This window comes from Arsenophonus nasoniae DSM 15247, from assembly GCF_000429565.1.
GTDB classification, from domain to species: Bacteria; Pseudomonadota; Gammaproteobacteria; order Enterobacterales; family Enterobacteriaceae; genus Arsenophonus; species Arsenophonus nasoniae.
The window spans coordinates 1-19,949 of sequence record NZ_AUCC01000057.1; the positions used below are offsets into that span (position 1 = coordinate 1).

The following is a 19,949-nucleotide window of genomic DNA, read 5'->3' on the forward strand; positions in this document are numbered from 1 at the left end:
GGGATCCAATCAGGTTTAGCCAGTTCAATTCGCTGAAGCAAATAAGGTTTAAAGGGGGATAATTTAGTCGGTTGTTGACTTCTTTTAGCATAAGTTGGCATTGTCTGTTGTTGTAAATGATGTTTTACGGTGTTACGGGATATACCCAACTCACTGGCAATTTTTCGAAGGCTTTGTCCTTGTGCAAAGCGAACATGAATATCCACAAATATCTCCTTGGTTAACATAAATTATCCGTACAAAAATGTGCGAATAATACCAAGTGGATCAGTTTTAGATGATCGTTAGTGGATCAGTTTTGCATGATCGGTGACATCTGTTATTGACAGCGCGGAACAGACAGGGTCAGTGAACATTAATCCTCACATAGGTTTCATTGATATACCATGGAGTGAAACAGGAGGAATTATGCTAGTACCAATGCACATCTCAGGGTGTAGTGTTAAACCCAACGATAAAGGGTAGCGGGATCGACATTTACACCACGTTCGGCTAGCAACGCTTAAAGTTGGCGATAACTGATGCCATATTTGCAGTATCAGTATACCGCCCAAAGGATGATGTCATGGATAAAGTGTCAGTCTTTAAAAACATTCATATTGGCGAGCATTGATTAAGTCGTTAGGAAAGATTATCAGCGCTCTGATCTTTGCAACAGTGTCGATTTGTCCTTTTAGGGTATCAATATTGGTAATTTTCTTATAAGCAAAATTTTCGAAAAGTTGTAGCCATTGTAATAATGTATCACTGCTCTGTTCATCAACGGCATATTTTCGCAACAGCAGCATAGCACTTTGTGCAGCTTTTAGTTCACATAACAGATGATCGCATAAAATAATGGCTAAGTTTTCAGGCTGACTTGCTTTGTCTATCCCTGCTTGTGACATTTCACAGGCTAAAAAATGGTGAATTGGATCAAGTATTTTTGCATCATATAACCTAACTATTTCACCATCTCTTTTAACCGATAAATCAATTCTAGCGCCTGACGAGGTGTTAATGCGTCAGGATTTAACTCTTCCAATGTCTTAATAGCGGGTGGAATGGTCTTTTCCACGACTTTTGCTCGTTGTGAATTATCAATAGATTTATTCGCAGGCAGCGTGGAGAGCATTTCTAGCTCGATTAATTTCTGTTTTGCTCGTTGAATAACTTTAGCGGGGACTCCAGCCAATGAAGCCACGGCTAAACCATAGCTTTTACTGGCAGCACCTTCTTGCACGTTATGCATAAAAGCGATAGTGTCGTCATGCTCTATCGCATCCAGATGGATATTAACCGCACCTTCCTGTTTTTCTGCCAAATTAGTTAATTCAAAATAATGTGTAGCAAATAGCGTCATGGCTTTAATTTGGCTAACCAGATTTTCCGCACAGGCCCAGGCAAGTGAAAGACCATCATAGGTTGAAGTACCGCGACCAATTTCATCCATCAATACTAGACTTTGTTCAGTTGCATTATGCAGGATATTAGCGGTTTCTATCATTTCCACCATAAAAGTTGACCGACCGGCAGCAAGATCATCAGACGCCCCAACCCGCGTAAAGATCCGATCAATTGGGCCAATAATCGCTTTTTCGGCCGGCACAAAGCTACCTATATAAGCAAGCAAGGTAATTAATGCTGCTTGACGCATATAAGTACTTTTACCGCCCATATTAGGGCCGGTAATAATCAACAAACGACGTTGTGGCGACAGATCCAATGGATTAGAAATAAATGGCTCACTCAGTACCTGTTCTACAACGGGATGGCGTCCAGCAACAATTTCTATCCCAGGTCTCTCATTTAATATTGGGCAGCGATAGTCTAAAGTCTCGGCGCGCTCTGCCAAATTATTGAGTACATCTAATTCAGCTAAAGCTTCGGCGCTAGTTTGTAACGCTGACAGATGGGGTAGTAACAAATCAAATAGTTCTTCATAAAGCTTTTTCTCAATCGCTAATGCTTTACTTTTAGATGTTAATACCTTGTCTTCATATTCTTTCAACTCAGGGATAATATAGCGTTCGGCATTTTTTAGAGTTTGGCGACGAACATAATGGATAGGTACCCGATGACTCTGCCCGCGACTGACTTGCAGATAATAGCCATGTACCGCATTAAAACCGACTTTTAGGCTATCGATGCCTAATTTTTCTTTTTCCCGTAATTCAAGTTTTTCTAAATAATCATTGGCACCAGCGGCCAGTGCACGCCATTCATCCAGTTCACTATGATATCCGGTGGCAATCACGCCCCCATCTCGCACTAACACCGGTGGCGTATCAACAATGGCCTCTTCTAACAATGTTTGCAGTGATGTAAAAGTGCTAACACGGGATTGCAGGTTTTTCACATAGGGTGATTCTATCTTATCTAATATCGCGTGAATATCGGCAAATTGTTGGAAAGCGTGCCGCATACGAACTAGATCTCGAGGTCGCGCGGAACGGAGTGCTAAACGCGCAAGTATCCGTTCTAAGTCACCGATTTGGCGTAGAAAAGGTTGTAATTCAAAATGATAAGCTTGCAGGCCTGCTATTGCCTGTTGGCGATTTAATAAGCTATCTAGATTGCGCAACGGAGTGTGGAGCCAACGTTTTAGCATACGGCTACCCATAGGTGTAACACATTGATCCAATATGGCCGCCACCGTATTCTCGCTACCACCCGATAAATTTTGCGTCAATTCAAGATTCCGACGCGTCGCTGCATCTAGGATAATGGTCTCTTTTTGCTGCTCCATAGTAATGCTACGAATATGGGGTAACGCCGTGCGCTGAGTATCTTTGACATATTGCAGCAAGCAACCGGCTGCTCGCAATGCTAATGTTGCTTTTTCAACGCCAAAACCCATTAGATCTTGTGTCCCAAATTGCAGATTCAATTGTTGTTTGGCGGTATCTAATTCGAACTCCCATAACGGACGACGACGTAATCCTTTATTATTTTCAAATAGCGCAACATTGACAAAATTCTCTGGATAGAGCAGTTCTGCCGGGCGGGTTCGTTGTAATTCAGCGCTAATAGTAGTGATATCAGCCATTTCACTAATAATAAAACGGCCAGAAGTAATATCTAACGTGGCATAGCCATAACGATGATCTTCTTGCCAAATCGCGGCTAATAGATTGTCTTGACGCTCTTGTAGTAATGCTTCATCAGTCACGGTGCCTGGCGTTACGATGCGAACAACTTTACGTTCAACCGGGCCTTTGCTGGTAGCGGGATCACCGACTTGTTCACAGATAGCCACCGATTCGCCTAACTGAACTAATTTGGCTAAATAGCTCTCTACGGCATGGTGAGGTACCCCAGCCATCGGAATCGGTTGCCCGGCCGATTGTCCACGCTTAGTTAATGAAATATCGAGTAATTGTGCGGCTTTCTTGGCATCATCAAAGAATAACTCATAAAAATCACCCATCCGATAAAATAACAAAATATCAGCATGTTGTGCTTTAAGCCGCAAATACTGCTGCATCATTGGGGTATGGGAAGCGAAGTTTTGGGGATTAGTCATAGTTTTTATATTTAACTCTTTGAGTTGTAATGTTGCCGGTAAAATTTGCTTGCTTAATGCTATTTAAATTAAATCCTAGACAATTTTCAGTATAAGGAATTAGTTTTAAAAATGCATTGGCAGCTTGTTAGCTAAATCTACCCACTGATAAAAAATTGGCTTTACTATACTATGGAAAGTCAATAACCAGAAGTCAGCGTGTTGAAAAATAGTGCTCGATAAATTAGCGCAAGTGTAGGATCTATAGCAGATTTATTGGCTAAATTACGAGCGGAGTGGAAAAAACAGCGCTAACGGTTATTGAGTTACTTGCCTCACTGTGGTGAGTACTCAATTAACAGGGGTAACACGGTGCAAAATTATTCTGCCGGCTAACGGAAAGCATGAGTCAATAAATGAGATTATTAATGGTCAGAATCTACTCTTTGGCCAAGCCATTGTTGAGATAGCAAAAGTAAAAACAATTTGTTATGCCATTTGTTTAAGAGCAGTGGCAGCGAGTTAAATTAATTTCTGCTTATGTTAGCACACTGGGTAATAATTTAACTTGCGCTCAAAAAACCTTCGCAATGGCGGTTTTCTGATTATTTATGACGGATGAATTAGGCAAAACCCGCCTAACAAAATGCTATAACAATCAGATCAGATAAGTTTTTTGCGAAAACAGATAACGCGTTCTATTTCATCAAAGCCCCAATTTTGATGCGCTTTATAGGAGAGTGTATTGCCAATTTCGGCATCGGAACAGAGTTCATCAAATCCCTTTGCAATGAGGTCGGTGGTTATTTGACTGATCAACGCCTGAGCAATACCTTGTTGACGATATTCAGGCTTAACCCAGATACCTTCCAAAAATGGAACCGTTTGTTTGCTACAACCATTGGCATATTCGCGTAGTGAAATTTCGGCAAAACCGACTGCCTGATGATTAGCCAACAGAGCAATATATGCCGCGTTCTGTTTGTTACTTAATATGTTATCGATGTCATTAAGGTGGCTAGCGCGGGCTTGTTTATCCCACAATTGCAGACGCATAGTTGCCCAAACCATACGGTCGGTTTTTTCCATCTTTCTAATTATTATTGACATATTGTTTCCTATTTGCTTAACAGCGGCAATATTATCTTTTTAGTTATTAAGAAATAAAATTAAATAATTTAGTTATGACAAATTTTGAATGGTTTTATTGATTCATTATTTTATAAGAATACCATTTAATCGTCACATTTTGCTCAATAAATTTGGTTTATTCGATTTATAAAAAAAATAATCGTATATCTATTTTACCTCTTGTTTTAGTTAAAATTATTTAACATTAATTATGACAAGGATGATAATGAAAAAGTTAGTTTTAGCTTTAATTACAATCGGAATGATGAGTGGTTGTGCAACGATAGTGAGCGAAAAAACTTAGCGCGTAGCAATCCGTCTGGCGCTGAATATTCTGTCAAAGATCAAAAGGGCACAATCATTGCTCAAGGAAGAACGCCTCAGGGAATTATATTAGAAAAATCTGAGGGTAGTTATTTTGGTAAAAAAATTATGAAATTACGTTGACCAAGGAAGAATTAAAACCGGTTACCTTACCGTTAAAAGGGAGTGTAAATGGCTGGTATGTCGCTGGTAATCTATTTTTTGGTGGATTAATAGGTTGGTTAATTATCGATCCATTTAATGGTGGTATTTATACCCTGCGGCCGGAAAAAATTGATGCTACTTTATCGGCAAATTAATTTTAGTCAGCATGCATAAAATGATTATCGCTATTTTCATTGTCCTTAAGCCCTGTAGGGGCTTATTTTATGCAGAAAATTGTTTAATGAGTGGCGCTAACGAACGGCATGCCATGTTTGCTAAACGAGTATCGGTTATTTGTCATAAACACTATTTCTCTATTATTAAAACTTATGGGTTTGTCGCATTAATCATTATTACATTTTTATCTTTAACTAACCGAGCAGCTTATTTTGTTATTAAGTAAATTTAATTGCTATTAATGCGACAAATACGGTTAATTTTAGGATGTTTTTTTAAAATTTTGTTCAAAGAAAGCTCGGGCATCTACAGCATTTGCCTTCGATAAATCATTATCAATAATTTTTTTGTCATAATAAGCGCTAAAGCGTCCGCAATCATTACCATTCAATAAAGATTGATCGCTATGATGTTCGCTAGTGACAGCAAAATTTTTGTCTAAACCTAAATTTTCATCTGCTAGTAGCTGCTTGGTTAAATGCTTTGCGCCACGATAAAAAGTATCAAGTAAACCACCTTTAGAATCATGAATTTTAGCCGATTGAATTTTACCCGCATTTATATCGACTTCGAGTAACACAAAATGGCCGCGAGTACTAAAGACTAATTTATTACTTTGCGCAATGGGAATTAAGGCTTTTACTTGCTGGTGGGGATAAGAATTTTTGATATAACTAAGTGCCTCTGCAACAGAGCGACCACCAGATTGTTGATGTTGTATTGGAGTCGGGTTAGCCATATCATGGCAGGCAGAAGAGACAATATAAGTAGTGCCTTCTTTTTCCATGCTTCTAAAGCTAACTTGTTTTTGGCTTCCAATGTGAAGCTCTATTTCTCGATTGTTAAAGTAGATGGGATCATCATGTTTCCATTCATTCATTCATTCATTCATTCATTCATTCATTCATTCATTCATTCATTCATTGAATTGAAAATATTATCCAAAGCAGAATTTAATTTTGAAGGGGCTAGTTTCTCACCAAAAGTCCCGGTTAAATAATTGAAAAAATCACGCATCCAGGCACAAAAACCGGACTTTTCTGGTGAAGGTGGATTGCTAAACTCAGTTGGCATGCTGGGTTCAGCACCAGAGATATTATCCCAATCACTAGATAGATGGAGATGACTGTTTGAGATTATGGTCATAATTTGGACTCCTAAATTATTAATAGGAAAAGTATTTCATTTTAACGCTATTGCAAAACAGCAGTGACTTAACTCTTAACCGCGATAAGTTTGCGCTTCTACAATAATTTTCCCAAGGAAACTTATTTATTACTATCAGGATTAAACCTTATTATTATGAATATCTTTTATTATTTGCCGTTATCGACAATACGGCTTTTATACTATTTAATACTAAAATAATTAGCGATTATTATATAAAGATTAATTAACCTAACTTTGTTATAAAAATATCGATTAAACAAGATTAAGAATAAAAACCGCGTTAAATAGTATTTTTCTTTCCGTTATTGGCCAAAATCGAAAAAAAATAAATATTTTTTTAAAAAAACATGACGACAAGATATGTAATGCTATCTGTTAGTGTATAAAGATTATCTAGAGATAATTTCTGCCAAGGCATAACTTAACGAGACTGTTAGTGCTTTTTTATCAACAGCAAATAAGTTAGTTATCGATGGTGAAGAAGTAACGGAACAATTTTCTGGCCAGGTATGAAGTTTCAGCAAGGTTGGTGGTGTATCACTCAATGATTTTACTGTAATTAATCAGGCGGCGTTTCTTGAGTGTAATAAAGACAGGATTAAACTTAGATATAAATTTTTTTGATCCATAAATAGATGATTGCTAATAATGTTGTTAGTAGAGAAATGGTTAATACAATAATAAAGCCTATCACTTGGCCTTCAAAAGGGATTTTAACATTCATTCCCCAAAAACTAGAAAAGATCATTGGTATAGTTAATAGTATGGTAATGGTTGCCAGAAACTTAAAAAATTTATTTTGATTATTGGCTACCATTGAAGCAACCGTGTTCATCATATCGGTAATTATTTTTGAGTAGGTTACGACGACTTCAATTGACTGTTTATTTTCAGGGTATATATTATCGAATAACTCCTCATCGATTTCAGCAAAATAAGAAGTTTTATAACAAGCACTGCCTTTTATTTTAATAATTCGCATAACAGCCAGATCATTGAAATGGCATGGAAAAAAAGACCCAACTAGGTTGTAAAGCCATTATGCTGATAACATCTTCATTTTTCGTGCTAGTTAATAATTCCAATTTCTAACCTTTCAAATTTACTGGTGATTAATTTTGTAATGATATTAAATTCACTTGCAATGCCATACATCAAAGCCAACAATACATTTATGCCAGACATATTTTTACAGTCAATATTCTCAATATATTTCAAGGCATTCACTTTATCATATGAAAGAATAGTCATATTTTTTAGTTAAAAAAATACAAATTGGGCTAATTCAAAATGCGTTATCACCGATTTTTATTGGCGAATTAATAATAGCAAAAATAAAATTATCCCATAAATCAATTCTCGCGCTCTCTTTATTAGCTAATGTTTTATTTATATTTTGTGTCGAGATAGCTGTTTTTTTGCTATCGAAGTAATATTTTGTTCAGTTGGATTTGTAATATGAATAATATAGCTATCATTATAATATAATGTATTAGCCGTATCAGAGTCTTTATTATCCAAATGATAATTAGCCACAAACAATTAATCACTTTGATATCTTACTATTTTATTATGTAATTATTTCTCACAATATTGAATTTATCCATGTGTGTTTTGCAGGTAAGTCTATTCGATATTATTTCCCAGTACTCACTGGCTAAGCGTTGCCAATTATGTTTGTAAAAGATCTAAAGTCTGAGAAGCTATGCCTAAAGTGTTATAAAAAATAATAGTAATATCACAAATTAGTTATAATCTTAGTACTAGTATGCAGATTTAATGAATTAAGTTATCGATTGTTGGTGAGAAAATCGCTCTAGCAACAATAGCTAATAATATAGACGCTTATAATGCAAGACTATAAATAAAAATCGAGTTAATGGGGTTGATATGAAAGAGTTAACAGCAGGCTTTTCTAGAGCTAACCATGTTGGCATTACTGTCAGTAATTTGGCTAAATCTATTGCTTTTTATGAAACGTTAACGGGTACTAAAGCGGTAAACGTTGATGAGATAAGTGGCAAGAGAATGGCGCAGACGCAAGGTTTAGATAATATTCGAATTAAGTTTGCTAATTTTTAGCTTGATAATTTGAATATCGATATCCTGGAATATGTCGTACCTGAACCTACCCGAGCTTCTTATTCCAATAACCAAATTAGCGCCATGCATCTTTGTTTTGAAGTTGATGACCTAGATGCTGCCATTGAGCGAATGAAATCGATAGGTATTGAGCCTGATGGGGAGCCCATATTTTTTATGCCAGAAGATGGATTAAAATCAGGCTTTGGTACAGGCGTTGCGTACTTCCGTGATCCTGACGGTACTAATTTAGAAATTATTGCCCCTAAAGGACCATTTGTACGTAAAACATAATATTAATAGAGACATTGTGGCGGTTAGTCGTTTCATTTCATGCTTTCGCTCCACGACCGTTCATTCCTTAGCCTTTGAACCGATTGGTTATTTCAGCGCGGGTTAACTGGGTATCTTTAATCGCTGATGGTCTGTTTATACCACTATCAAGCATCCAGCGGGCTAACGACTGTAATTTCAAACATTGCAGAATTTGCACGTGATTTGCTCAATCAACAAGTAAAATCAGCGCTTGCTGTAGTTAAAGATTTGTGAGCTGATATGAAATATATGCATTTTTACTTATTTTATTTTGCTATTATTTTCTACTCAAACATCAGCAGAAGTGATTGTTGCGGTGGGTGCTGAACCCATCTACCTATAAAGTTATTATGATTATCCAGTTTATTACTGTGCGCACTATGGCTATTATGATGCCGAATGGTTTGTCGAACTGTCAGTATACGTAATGTTAGTTACCTAGTTGTATGTAAAAATAAACCAGTAACTTATCACTTAGCAAAAGTCTTCTCCATGACCAGAGATGCTTACATCTGCAGAAGACTTTTACTTGATAATATGCGTTAAATTATCGATTATATATTTTCATTTTTTACTTATTAACTTAATTCTGACTGTTATCATTTTTGTATAAAAAATAGTTGAGTGATTATTAAATCACCGCATCAATATTTATGGATTCAGTCGATTTTTATTAATAGTTTTTATCATAAAATTAAGGGGTATGTTAATATAGTTTCTCATGAAATAATACCTCAAATGATGATTTGAATGTTAAACTTTTTTAATGCAAAATATATTCAGTTATCTGAAAAAAATAAAAATGATTTATTTTTTTTAAGAAAAAGATCATTTAAAGATAGACTTAACTGGTCAGTCATATGTAAAAATAACAAAGAATTTGATGAATATGACAATAAAAATGTTGATTATCTTTTAGGCTCATATCAAGACCGGATTGTATGTGGTGTAAGATTTATTGATATAAAAAATAATAATATGATTACCGGAACATTTTATAAATATTTTAAACAAATAAATTTACCGAAAGGGAATTATTTTGAGGCTAGTCGATTATTTGTAGATAAAGAAAGGATTGTAAAATTTGAGTTAAATAAATATTCTATCAGTTTAATGCTTTTTTTATCAATGATTTATTATGTCAGGAATCATAACTATGATGGCATATGTGCAATAATTAGTTATCAGATGCTGATTATTTTCAGACGTGCAGGGTGGAATGTTGATATTGTTAATAAAGGTATTTCCGAAAAAAATGAAGTTATCTATTTAATCACTATGCCTATAGATGGTAAAAATACTTATTTATTAGAGAAAAATGTTAAATCTAAATATAAAGTTAATGATCGCTGGCCTTTAAATTTTCTATCAAGATGGTAATTGGATCATTTTTAATTCAGTGGCTAATTTTATAGCATGCTTGGTGCTGGAAACCCCTAGTTTTTTGACTACATTGCCCATATGAAATTTTATGGTACCTTGTTTAATCCCCAGCATTTTTGCAATGTCTTGATACGTTCTGCCTATGCTGACCCAGTACAAAATTTCATTTTCTCTGGAAGAAAGCCCTGAAGGTTTGTACTGATTGCGGCCTTTTTCAATTTCATCATAAAGAGATAAAAGTTTCTGGTGTGTTTTGATCAATAATTGTTGAAATTTTTCTTTATTGCTATTAATAGTATATTTATTATTATCATCTGATCCTGTTTCAAAAATAGATAATACCGCCAGGTTAGTTAGATAATCATGAAGAACGAAAGTATGACCTTTATTTATATTATATTTTTTTGAGTGTTTGAATATTTTAGGTAGTTTCATCTCTGAATAAATCATTATTTTTTCATCCCAGTGAAAATCGTCTACTCTTTCCATGGCGTTTATAATTACAGGATCAATAAGTTGATAACTTCCTTTAATATATAGCTCAAACCATTCAGTATGGTTATTTATTATTATCACATCCATAGGATTAATTTTATTCATCACCAGGTAGGCATATTTTATATCACCATACTTTATGATTTGCTCATCTAAAAAGTTTTTTATCTTTTCGTTTATTAAACTATTTTTAAAGAAACCTTTAGTCATTTATTTCGCTCTAAAGTGAATTGTTATTAACCATATTTTATAATAACTCTAATATATTTTTAATCCCTTATACTCTTTTTCTTTCTTTTGACAACTCATGATGCAAATATTGACTTTACCATGGCCTAATTGTTTAGTCTCCTTATTAATATCGGTCTTATTCTTTGATAAATTATTTTATCTGAAAGGAATAATTCCTTACACTCTGCTTGCAGCAGCTCTAGGTTATTTTATTGAATATTTTTCCTGCATTGTTGTTATCTGAATTGCTATGAATTTCAATCACAGTAGTTTGCTCTGGCAATGCTTGTTGTAACAAACATTGCCGTTGGTCGGTTGGATAGATTTTTGGTTCGCGATTTACATCACCTTTCTACTGGATACTATATTTGCCCTGATTAACGGTATCAAGATTAAATTCTATTACTGACAGATAACATACCTGAAATTTAGGTGGTATTAGCGCAGTTTGCTAGCCAAAATTTTGTTATTTGCAGCTCGGCACTTAGATGGTCAATAATAGAATTGAATTTGGCAGTGAACTATTTCGGTCAGATTATGATACAGATTGATATCTTCTAAGCGACTTGTGAGGCAGTGAACGAGACAATAGAATTATCGGACTTTGCACACATTTTTTAAGCTGTCTATATGGCAGTGGAATAGCTATGCAATCTTTTACCCTTATTTAGCAGCGAAAGAAAAATTAGCATATAAAAAATGGTGAACGAAATAAGAGAAACAACAAAAGAATAAGTTAAAATATTTTTTTTAGATAATTAATGTTAATTATGTAAATTATACGCCGTCATTTTGACGATGTTTTAAATTATTTATAAAAAAAACTTATCCAATGATAATATAATCTGTGCCAAAAATAACTTAATGGAAAATGTTTTTTTGACATCTGAATAATTTATGTGGATATTTGATATTGGTTTAAGTTAAATATATTTAATTAAATTTTAATCTCTTAACAAATTAAGTTGCATGTTGATGCTTCTATTCCTTTAATATAATTTCTGCTTTTTTAATATTATTATTATTTAAATAATAATAAGCTAAAACTGCTTTTTTATTATATTTAATGATGAGGAACAACAATGAAATGTAGACTTGCAAAAAATACTGATTTGGAAAACGTTAGTGATATTCTGGCGACAGCATTTTCTGAAGAACCGGTACACAAGCTGATATTTCCAGGCCGTGACCGTGATAGTCTTATTGATGTATTACGGAATTTTTTCCGTATTTACGTCAATCTTGCAAGCAAATATGGCGGTATATTGCTTACAGAAAATGATGCTGGCGTTTTGGTCTATTTCCGCCCTGAATCGATGGCAATGCCCAAAGAAGAGCTGACTAAAATTGATAGTCAGCTACGCAAGGTATGTGGATCAGACTATGCAAAAGCCATCGCGTTTATAGATGGGCTTGAGCAACATCATCCACAAACCTTTCATCATTACTATATATCGCTTCTTGCAGTAAAACCTTCTTGCCGAGGTAGAGGCTTAGTTGATGATTTATTCAGCGAATTTAATACTATTCTTGATAAAGCCAACTTACCCTGCTACGCCGAATGCACAAGGTTTAGCACACGAACCCTAATTAGACGCTGGGGGTATACTGATGCTGGTTCCCCCATAAGTATCGATGGCTTCCCCAAACTATACCCGGTTGTGCGTTATCCTCAGGTCAAACCTGCTTTTTTACCCGCTGGGCGAGAAATAAGATTAAGTTTTACACTTAAGCTGATGGCATGTTTTGCGTTAATAACGCCAAGCTTTTTTACAACATTTCCAATGTGAAATTTGACAGTATAAGTACTTATATTAAGTATGGTGCCTATTTCTGAATAGGTTTTTCCAATACTGCACCAGTAAAGTACTTCTGATTCACGGGGTGAAAATATAATTTTTTCGGTTGTATTTTCATTCTGATAGAGTGAAAGTAACATTTCATGAGTATGAATTAACAGACCCTGAAGCTCACCTTTATTGCTTTTAATAAAAAATTCAATATCTTTTATTAAAAATTTATCCATGTATAGCGATAACAGGGCTAAGTTATTAAGGTGATCATGCAAAACAAAAGCATAACCGCTAATATTAAGCATTTTCATTGGTTCAAAGACTTTTTTAACTGGCCATATGGAGTTAATTTTAATATTTTCATCCCATGAAAAAGGAGCAAGCTGATTTAATGCCTTAATAATGACAGGATCAATATTTTGCGTTTTCTGGTTAAGGTAATTATTAACAAGCTCATCAGATAAATCACTAATAATTATCATGTCATCGGTGTTTTTTTTATTCATTACAGCGTAGACGTAGTTTACCTTGTCATATTTAGCTAATTGTTTATCCAGATGCTGCTTGATATAATTATTTTTTTCTGTATTTGAAAAAAAATTTTTAGGCATTAAATTTTTTCCTATTGCAAGTAATGGTAATATGTTTTTCCTAAAATTCCTTAAATGATTTGTGGTATCGCTGACTTCGTCTGACAGAGCATTTGATTGCTAATCACACAGGATTTTTCTGCAATAATGTCACCTAGTCTATTCCGTTCCATTTGTTGCCGTTGTCTGGTTAAGCGATTGTCATTGGCAACTTTTTGATTATGTCATCGATATTCTGTTTTTGTTAATAATCTTCCAACTTCTAAGCTGGCTATGGGGTAATAAGCCAATTAATTTATATCTTTATGTTATAACAAAACTTCTAAACTGCCTATGTGGCAGTGAACTCTTTTTGTGTTCCACACTCAAAGATGTTGATTTTCTAAGCTGCCTATGTGGCAGTGAACACTGCTTGAATACCGCATCGTGGGGCGTTGGGTTTCTAAGCTGCCTATGTGGCAGTGAACTTGGTGTAGATGTTATTCATGGTTTGTAATTCTTTCTAAGCTGCCTATGTGGCAGTGAACAGCCTGTCATTGGCGAATTCCACGTTTTTGGTTTTCTAAGCTGCCTATGTGGCAGTGAACTCATTTACCGTCACATTGGTACCGTTGCTTAATTTCTAAGCTGCCTATGTGGCAGTGAACTTTCGGGTGGGAGAGAGATCATAAAACGTTTCTTTCTAAGCTGCCTATGTGGCAGTGAACCAGAAATTGTCAGATTCGTCAGCCCAGTTATCTTTCTAAGCTGCCTATGTGGCAGTGAACCACAGTACTTAAATCATGAACACCCCCGAAGCATTTCTAAGCTGCCTATGTGGCAGTGAACATATGCTATATGCATTGGTGACCGATCAAAATTTTCTAAGCTGCCTATGTGGCAGTGAACCGCCAAAGGCGTGCTTATGTTCAGCGCTGGAATTTCTAAGCTGCCTATGTGGCAGTGAACGTCTGGCGCAGTGCGGTCATTCGACTCCTTAGTTTCTAAGCTGCCTATGTGGCAGTGAACACCTTTCGTATTACGCCAGAAATTGATGAACGTTTCTAAGCTGCCTATGTGGCAGTGAACCAATAGCATAAATCAAAATAAATAAGTTGCAACAAGTAGTTAGCTAAAAAATGGTATTTTACCCTTCTATTTTTACTACAATTGCAACTTATTGTTTTATAATTATATTTTTAAAGAGCGAAAATTAAAGGTCAAAAATGGGGTACGGTAGCAATTAATTCCTGGTTGGACATAGACTGGCTTAGTCCATAGCAGGTAAATGGGCCATTTTTCGCTTCTTTTTTTTCTGTCTGTTTAATAAATAAGGGAAATTTATTATGCTTTCCTATCTGTTGTTTAGTTTGCTGGCTCTCTAACCAAATAAAAGGTAAGTCACATTGCTTTTGTGGTCGGGTGTTCTCCAGTTGTTTTAAACACTCTATTAACGGTTTGCCGGTTTTAGCAGACCAGCGTTGTGCTTTACTGAGCATCGCCTGTCTAATGCGATTTTCACCTTTAATATGTTGACGGATATAGCTAACAGGTTTTACTCGCGATGGTACAGTTTTACCGTTTGAGAACTGCCATTGAATGTTGCTAACAGGTTTTACTCGCGATGGTACAGCTTGAATCGATTTAATATGAACATAGTCAGAAAATCGGGCTAACCATTGCTCAATATGCAACTGGCTTAGTTGCTCTCTTTCTACCGCCAATAAACGTAATTTTTTGCCTAAGTGGAAATTGGAACAAGCGTACTCAGGAAAGGCAACCGCGATTGCGCTTTGAGTCTGATTAACTTTATTATCCACTAATGCAATATGCAGTTGTTGATAGATTTTCTGCCATAAGAAACCAAGGGTAATATCCGGATCGGGCAATAAAGTGATTTCCTGATAGTAGTTCATAGCCCACCTTATTTTTCACTTTCACCAAAAACACCACCACGGATTAATACGGCCATGACATAATGCTCATCTTCAATATTGTCTAATTTGCTGCTGCGCGCCCATTTATCAAAATGGCTGTAAAAGTCCTGTTTCTCTTTTGGGGTTCTAAAAGCAATACCTAAATTGGTAACTGCACCATAGGGCTCGATAGTAATTGCGCCGGCGCTACGTTCAGGATCCTGGTAGGCGGGATACCAGGTGTCGATCGAGCGCAATGCGTTACCGATTTTTTGTGAGTGCATAGCCGCGTGCCTAATAACATTGGGTTCAACTTCCGAACTTGCGCTAAAGCCTTCGTGCCTAGCCGCAGGCCTATTGACATGATAAAGGATTTTACTTTTTTTACTTTTACCTTTGTCGAGTACCAGTTCTTCACTAGGATAAACTTCTTGTGCGTTGCCTAATAATGCATAAGTGGTGATATTTAATAGCAGGGCCCCATCTTTACTAGCCAGGGTAGCGGCAATTTTATTACCTAACTCATTGATGGCTGCATCTTGTTGATCAAAATCACGGATACTGTATTGAGTAGCATCAAATGTCCACTCTTGTTCCTGCCCTTGGTTTAATACGCTAACCTGGACTTCTATTTTTTCAGCGCCCACCCGATTGCGCCACAGAAAACGGGCATTGGCAATATTATGTGCATAACGGCGGCCAAGTTCTTGGCATCCTTCCCGCTCAATATAGTCGGTTGCCGCCTGTTCATAGCTTTGTTTAAAATTGGCATTATTGCAGGCTGAAGGATATTGTACGCCACCTAGTATCTTGAGGGTAAAGTGATGTTTTAAGGTGTCCTGCTCGGTGCCGAGTGCACAGGCATCTACAGTTTGTAAATTGGCCTTTTCAACCTCAGCATTAAGCTTCATCGGGTCATTTTGTACCGCATTTTTTAAACGATTTGAAATTGTGCCACGTACCGATTTTTCCTGTAATGCTAAAGGGAAAGCCTCTTTTTTATTGTTCCAGCAGGTGCCGTAGAAATAACCGTCAGAGGGGACTAATTTTTTTTCAAATGCTAATACGGAAGCCAAGTCATTAATTTTCGCCATTTTATGTTTCTCCATTAATTAAATTCGTTATGCTTGTTTTGCTGACATAAATAGAGGTTATTTTCTGCATCAGTGGCGTAATACCACAAGCTGTCAGCTAGCTGTTCCAAACGATGTACCATTTTGAATTCTCCCAATGTGACGATACTTTCAGCAAAACGATGGGGCGTATTAGGGTCACGTTGATTTAGTGCTTTGGCTAAGCTGGATATGCCGTGGAAACCGGTCGCAATCGGTACAATCCATCCTGTTGTTTTACGTTTACTGTGCCATTCAATTTGGCCATTTTGCTGTTTTTCACACTGGTGATCTACCGTCAAATAATCAAGTAGGGCATCAATAGCATCTTTCCCGGCCTCCATAGCTTCTTTCATCAATTCACGGCGTTCAATCAGGACGTAGCCGGGCATCAAACTACTTTTTAATTGACGTTTTTCTTTATCGTTATCGTCGTCGTCGTTAACAGCCCATATTTTCGGATTTGCAAAGGCTAAAATATCGCCACCGGCAATTTTCATGGTGAGCAGTAATTGGCTGATTTTATCTAGCTGTTGCTGGTTTAATGGCTGTTGTTCCCCTTGTTCCATATTTTCATATTCAATTAATAAAGAGACGTCCAGATGGCAGCGTGCTTCTTCAATAAATGAAGCGCGTGAGCCATCTTTTTGCAGCGGATTAGCAGTACCGATAATCGATTGAACGAAATCACCAGGGCCTTTATAGGTTTGCAGATCACATGCATGGCTAATAACCGCAGTTGACCAAAATTTCAGGGTTGGATAGCCATGCTGATTGAGTTTGCGTTGTAAAGCGTGACTGAAACCCAGCCAGGCGGTCATAGCCGGGAAACCGATAGTAAATGGGCTGGATAGCGCATTAGCATTATGGATCCGAATATGAGGTAGATGTGACAAGCTAATTGTACTCACCTTAGTGACTCCTTATTATTTTCAACGACCAATTGGATTATTTTCTTTAACTCGGCGTCACCTAATTGAATGTACTTTTTGCCGACTACTTTTTTGTAGCTAGCAATAAACTGACGAGCCAGCTTTTCAATCAGGTGAGTTAGCCAATCATTAGTTTGATCGCGTTCATCTTGCCGGTCAGGAAAAAGCCAGATTTTTTGGTAAGAGGGTAGGTTTTCCGGTAATTTGATATCATTTTCGCTAAATTTTTGACGAATATGATACATGATTAAAATAATATGCTCGATATACTCTTGTATATAACTATCTCGTTTGGTGCGTAAATTTATATTGTTTTTATCTATATGCAGAAAACAATGAAAAGCCTGAAAAGTTTCCTTTAAACTAAAAGGATTGAAGGTATCAGAAAAAAAATTGTGTTGTGGCATGCGCAGCGTGCGAGTTTGCAAGGTGGGTGGCAGGGATAACAGTAAGCGGGCTTTACCGCCGTTTTGGCTATTTAACCTTGAGGCATTTTGTGCATTTTTTCCACCAAAACTCATGGTAGTAATACCATAGATTTCCCTAAAGCCATGTTCACTGAATTCGTTTTTGCTTTTTAACAGTCGTGCTGCTTTATTTTGTTCTGTAAAGGGCAGTAATTTGCCAATACGTTGACGTAATTCAAATAAGTAACACGATGGTGTCAATAGTGATAATTGGTGATATCCATCAGCAATTGGAAAATAGACCTGTTTGATTTTGGAACTGGTTGCTGGCTCTTGTTGTTGAGCTTTGATGGCTAATAGGTCAGCTCTAAGGGTATTATAATCATGGCCATTGATTGATAACAGTGATTTAGCTAAATCCGTTTCATTTTCAATATGTTCAAGTAATGAAGCCCCATCAGCTAATTTAAGGTGAAGAAAGTTTTCATTACCCAGTTGTGCTGCATTACCGACCGAATCAATGATTTCACATATCACATTACCTGAGCGTAAAAAACCGTCATTCCGCCTGTCTCCCTGGTAGATAATTGGAGTGACAAAGGTTTGGCGTTTTTTATTTTCTTCAGCTATTCCAGTAGCTGTGTGAGTAAATGTACTGGGGTGAGTTGTTAAGGCCCGCTGATGTATTTGTGATGCAACATCTAGTAAGTGGTTTACTAAACTGTATTTTCTTTCACATTCTTGCCGTTTTTTATTGATTTGTTCTTCATTATCGGAGGATTTAAGTTCTTTTTTAAGCCATTTCTCCTTGCGTTTGACAAGGAAGTCTTCGATTGCCGGATCAAGCGTGTGATTATCCTTATTTTATTCGATAAATATTGATATGTTCTTATGGGGTTATTGCCACACAAAACCAGTCAGTCATCCATGCACTTTCTTTAATTTCTCCAATCCCAATTGATCGTTGTAATGATAAATACAGTCTTCATTATCCCAATGAGTAAAAGTAATTTCGCCAAAAATATATGAGTCATGAGACATCTGCTCGTTTTCCTGTTGTCGTTGATTGATTAATTCGACGTAATCTCGTACCAGCCATAATTTTTGCAAAAAATGTTCTGCCAAAGGTTGCGGTTTGATGCCAAATGATTGCTCAACTGTCACCCAACCACTCTGTTTGTCATACAGCTGAAACACCGGTCGTTGATTTTCTTTAATCTCTATTAGGTATAGTTGGGTTGAAGGCGCGCTACTACGAAATCGGTTCCAGTATTGTGGTAGTCCGGTCATCCACCAACAACCACTGGTGTAACCCCATAGCTGATCAGACGTTTTTCCTGTTGTTGGCTGATTTATTAATCTACCTCTGAGCATAACCGGTGCCACATTTTTTTTCGCTGGAAAGATATATTGGCAGCCAAGTGTTTGAGAAATAACATGGTGCTCCAAATCAGCCAGCCTATTTTTAGGCTGTAACTCGGTTGGCTTTTGGATGCGCAGTGTGGCATCGACTGTGGCGCGTAATTGGTTTTCGTCGACTAATTGCGTTAGATCATGAGTTGCTAAAGTATATTTTGCGGCGGTTTCATAACCCGGCTGCGAAAATACTTGCTGATTTTTACCCTGATAGCCTTTCCAGTTGTATTGTAGTAGGGTTATATTGGGTTGTTCAACCGCGGTTTCACGATGGCGGCGCACCCGTCCGGCTAATTGGATCAGCGAACGGTAGGAGGAAGGTTCAATCACTGCCCAATCAAAATCATGATCGCGGCCGACTTCTTCTACTGGTGTGGCGACTAGAATAAAGATCAACTGTTTTGCTTCGGTCTGATTAAGGTGGTTACGGATCACTGGGTCATTCAGTGCGGCGGGTGCTTCTCCCGGCTCTTCCTTGCGTTTAAGTACCGCATCAAGATGTTTTTCCTGTGCATGGCGCAATAACAGTACTTGATGGTTAGGAAATTGAATCGCTTTTAAAGTGAGTAGCAAAAGCCATCCCTTATTGCAAAAAGGAGATGGGGATCGATTTATTGTGTTTAGTGCCAGTTAACATTTCCTCAGAGAGTGTAATTTCTAACCTGATTTCCTTATTTTAGACACATTAATCCTGCGTTTAGATGCGTAACCATCGCTTTTTCTCCAGGTTATGCAGTCTTTCTGACAACAATTCCGTTGCTTTTTTACCCATTTGCGCCCCGGTGAAAAGCAGCCTGTCGCCACACAGAATACATTTGTACGGATCGGTACGCAGAAATCCTTTCATCAGCACAGAAAAACCTGGGTT

At 36.8% G+C, this 19,949-nt stretch carries 23 protein-coding genes, 2 pseudogenes and 1 CRISPR repeat array; of the genes and pseudogenes, 7 read left to right on the forward strand and 18 right to left on the reverse strand.

The window, feature by feature from the left end; all coding sequences use genetic code 11:
• The 4 genes and pseudogenes from G468_RS0111630 to mutS all read right to left on the reverse strand — a co-directional run.
• On the reverse strand, positions 1 to 227 hold a 227-nt coding region (locus G468_RS0111630), incomplete at its 3' end, for a helix-turn-helix domain-containing protein (protein WP_034249427.1).
• A gap of 187 nt (positions 228 to 414) precedes the next feature.
• Positions 415 to 571, reverse strand: a pseudogene (locus tag G468_RS25570) (IS6 family transposase); the annotation flags it as partial.
• A gap of 13 nt (positions 572 to 584) precedes the next feature.
• Positions 585 to 1,001, reverse strand: a complete 417-nt coding sequence (gene miaE / locus G468_RS20710) for a tRNA isopentenyl-2-thiomethyl-A-37 hydroxylase MiaE (RefSeq protein ID WP_338078179.1) — start codon at positions 999 to 1,001, stop codon at positions 585 to 587.
• Positions 944 to 3,505, reverse strand: a complete 2,562-nt coding sequence (mutS, locus tag G468_RS0111640; RefSeq protein ID WP_026823274.1) for a DNA mismatch repair protein MutS — start codon at positions 3,503 to 3,505, stop codon at positions 944 to 946. The genes miaE and mutS overlap by 58 nt, the downstream gene beginning before the upstream one ends.
• A 322-nt stretch (positions 3,506 to 3,827) precedes the next feature.
• Here mutS and G468_RS23795 point away from each other — a divergent pair, with 322 nt between their 5' ends.
• Positions 3,828 to 4,010, forward strand: a complete 183-nt coding sequence (locus tag G468_RS23795; RefSeq protein ID WP_155846993.1) for a hypothetical protein — start codon at positions 3,828 to 3,830, stop codon at positions 4,008 to 4,010.
• 137 nt (positions 4,011 to 4,147) lie between these two features.
• On the opposite strand, the gene aac(6') is transcribed toward G468_RS23795, so the two are convergent.
• Positions 4,148 to 4,594, reverse strand: a complete 447-nt coding sequence (gene aac(6'), locus G468_RS0111645; protein WP_034249850.1) for an aminoglycoside 6'-N-acetyltransferase — start codon at positions 4,592 to 4,594, stop codon at positions 4,148 to 4,150.
• A gap of 294 nt (positions 4,595 to 4,888) precedes the next feature.
• Between aac(6') and G468_RS24800 the strand changes: the two genes are divergently transcribed.
• Positions 4,889 to 5,062, forward strand: coding sequence for a hypothetical protein (locus tag G468_RS24800; protein WP_248604888.1), 174 nt, complete (start codon positions 4,889 to 4,891; stop codon positions 5,060 to 5,062).
• The gene (locus tag G468_RS24805) at positions 5,059 to 5,238 is read left to right on the forward strand and encodes a hypothetical protein (protein ID WP_246067278.1); all 180 of its coding nucleotides are present in this window, start codon (positions 5,059 to 5,061) and stop codon (positions 5,236 to 5,238) included. The genes G468_RS24800 and G468_RS24805 overlap by 4 nt, the downstream gene beginning before the upstream one ends.
• A 284-nt stretch (positions 5,239 to 5,522) precedes the next feature.
• Here the strand turns inward: G468_RS24805 and G468_RS20720 are convergent, their stop codons facing one another.
• The 4 genes from G468_RS20720 to G468_RS0111665 form a co-directional block, all read right to left on the reverse strand.
• The gene (locus tag G468_RS20720) at positions 5,523 to 6,140 is read right to left on the reverse strand and encodes a hypothetical protein (RefSeq protein WP_051297068.1); all 618 of its coding nucleotides are present in this window, start codon (positions 6,138 to 6,140) and stop codon (positions 5,523 to 5,525) included.
• A 32-nt stretch (positions 6,141 to 6,172) separates the two neighbouring features.
• Positions 6,173 to 6,406 (reverse strand): hypothetical protein, encoded by a 234-nt coding sequence (locus tag G468_RS20725; protein WP_034249852.1) that lies wholly within the window; start codon positions 6,404 to 6,406, stop codon positions 6,173 to 6,175.
• Positions 6,407 to 6,819: 413 nt separating this feature from the next.
• The gene (locus G468_RS23800) at positions 6,820 to 6,975 is read right to left on the reverse strand and encodes a hypothetical protein (RefSeq protein WP_155846994.1); all 156 of its coding nucleotides are present in this window, start codon (positions 6,973 to 6,975) and stop codon (positions 6,820 to 6,822) included.
• 59 nt (positions 6,976 to 7,034) lie between these two features.
• Positions 7,035 to 7,412 carry a CorA family divalent cation transporter gene (locus G468_RS0111665; protein WP_026823277.1) on the reverse strand — a complete coding sequence of 126 codons (378 nt, stop codon included), beginning with the start codon at positions 7,410 to 7,412 and terminating at the stop codon, positions 7,035 to 7,037.
• Between the two features lie 908 nt (positions 7,413 to 8,320).
• Between G468_RS0111665 and G468_RS24810 the strand changes: the two genes are divergently transcribed.
• Together G468_RS24810 and G468_RS24815 are read left to right on the forward strand one after the other, a co-directional pair.
• Positions 8,321 to 8,512 (forward strand): VOC family protein, encoded by a 192-nt coding sequence (locus G468_RS24810; RefSeq protein WP_246067277.1) that lies wholly within the window; start codon positions 8,321 to 8,323, stop codon positions 8,510 to 8,512.
• A gap of 9 nt (positions 8,513 to 8,521) precedes the next feature.
• Positions 8,522 to 8,806, forward strand: a complete 285-nt coding sequence (locus tag G468_RS24815; protein WP_246067276.1) for a VOC family protein — start codon at positions 8,522 to 8,524, stop codon at positions 8,804 to 8,806.
• 67 nt (positions 8,807 to 8,873) lie between these two features.
• On the opposite strand, the gene G468_RS25115 is transcribed toward G468_RS24815, so the two are convergent.
• Positions 8,874 to 9,005, reverse strand: a complete 132-nt coding sequence (locus G468_RS25115) for a hypothetical protein (RefSeq protein ID WP_276324672.1) — start codon at positions 9,003 to 9,005, stop codon at positions 8,874 to 8,876.
• Between the two features lie 572 nt (positions 9,006 to 9,577).
• On the opposite strand from G468_RS25115, the gene G468_RS0111685 reads away from it, so the two are divergent.
• Positions 9,578 to 10,207: an acyl-homoserine-lactone synthase gene (locus G468_RS0111685; RefSeq protein ID WP_026823279.1), complete on the forward strand. Its 630-nt coding sequence runs from the start codon at positions 9,578 to 9,580 to the stop codon at positions 10,205 to 10,207.
• Here the strand turns inward: G468_RS0111685 and G468_RS0111690 are convergent.
• Positions 10,196 to 10,915, reverse strand: a complete 720-nt coding sequence (locus G468_RS0111690; RefSeq protein WP_026823280.1) for a helix-turn-helix transcriptional regulator — start codon at positions 10,913 to 10,915, stop codon at positions 10,196 to 10,198. The two genes, G468_RS0111685 and G468_RS0111690, sit on opposite strands and share 12 nt — an antisense overlap.
• A 1,103-nt stretch (positions 10,916 to 12,018) precedes the next feature.
• Between G468_RS0111690 and G468_RS23805 the strand changes: the two genes are divergently transcribed.
• Entirely contained in the window at positions 12,019 to 12,726 is a 708-nt protein-coding gene (locus G468_RS23805; protein ID WP_026823281.1) for a hypothetical protein, read from the forward strand.
• Here G468_RS23805 and G468_RS0111700 read toward each other — a convergent pair.
• The 7 genes and pseudogenes from G468_RS0111700 to G468_RS25375 form a co-directional block, all read right to left on the reverse strand.
• Positions 12,609 to 13,340, reverse strand: a complete 732-nt coding sequence (locus G468_RS0111700; RefSeq protein WP_026823282.1) for a helix-turn-helix transcriptional regulator — start codon at positions 13,338 to 13,340, stop codon at positions 12,609 to 12,611. The two genes, G468_RS23805 and G468_RS0111700, sit on opposite strands and share 118 nt — an antisense overlap.
• Positions 13,341 to 13,638: 298 nt before the next feature.
• Positions 13,639 to 14,387: direct repeats of the CRISPR family, unit length 28 nt; unit sequence TTTCTAAGCTGCCTATGTGGCAGTGAAC.
• Positions 14,388 to 14,518: 131 nt separating this feature from the next.
• On the reverse strand, positions 14,519 to 15,214 hold the full coding sequence (gene cas6f / locus G468_RS0111705; protein WP_026823283.1) for a type I-F CRISPR-associated endoribonuclease Cas6/Csy4: 696 nt from the start codon (positions 15,212 to 15,214) through the stop codon (positions 14,519 to 14,521).
• 8 nt (positions 15,215 to 15,222) lie between these two features.
• Positions 15,223 to 16,308, reverse strand: a complete 1,086-nt coding sequence (gene csy3, locus G468_RS0111710) for a type I-F CRISPR-associated protein Csy3 (protein WP_026823284.1) — start codon at positions 16,306 to 16,308, stop codon at positions 15,223 to 15,225.
• A 14-nt stretch (positions 16,309 to 16,322) separates the two neighbouring features.
• The gene (gene csy2 / locus G468_RS0111715; RefSeq protein ID WP_210409087.1) at positions 16,323 to 17,237 is read right to left on the reverse strand and encodes a type I-F CRISPR-associated protein Csy2; all 915 of its coding nucleotides are present in this window, start codon (positions 17,235 to 17,237) and stop codon (positions 16,323 to 16,325) included.
• Positions 17,234 to 18,499 (reverse strand): type I-F CRISPR-associated protein Csy1, encoded by a 1,266-nt coding sequence (locus tag G468_RS0111720; RefSeq protein ID WP_026823286.1) that lies wholly within the window; start codon positions 18,497 to 18,499, stop codon positions 17,234 to 17,236. The genes csy2 and G468_RS0111720 overlap by 4 nt, the downstream gene beginning before the upstream one ends.
• An 87-nt stretch (positions 18,500 to 18,586) precedes the next feature.
• The gene (locus G468_RS0111725; RefSeq protein WP_026823287.1) at positions 18,587 to 19,654 is read right to left on the reverse strand and encodes a P-loop NTPase family protein; all 1,068 of its coding nucleotides are present in this window, start codon (positions 19,652 to 19,654) and stop codon (positions 18,587 to 18,589) included.
• Between the two features lie 124 nt (positions 19,655 to 19,778).
• Positions 19,779 to 19,949, reverse strand: a pseudogene (locus tag G468_RS25375) (IS91 family transposase); the annotation flags it as partial.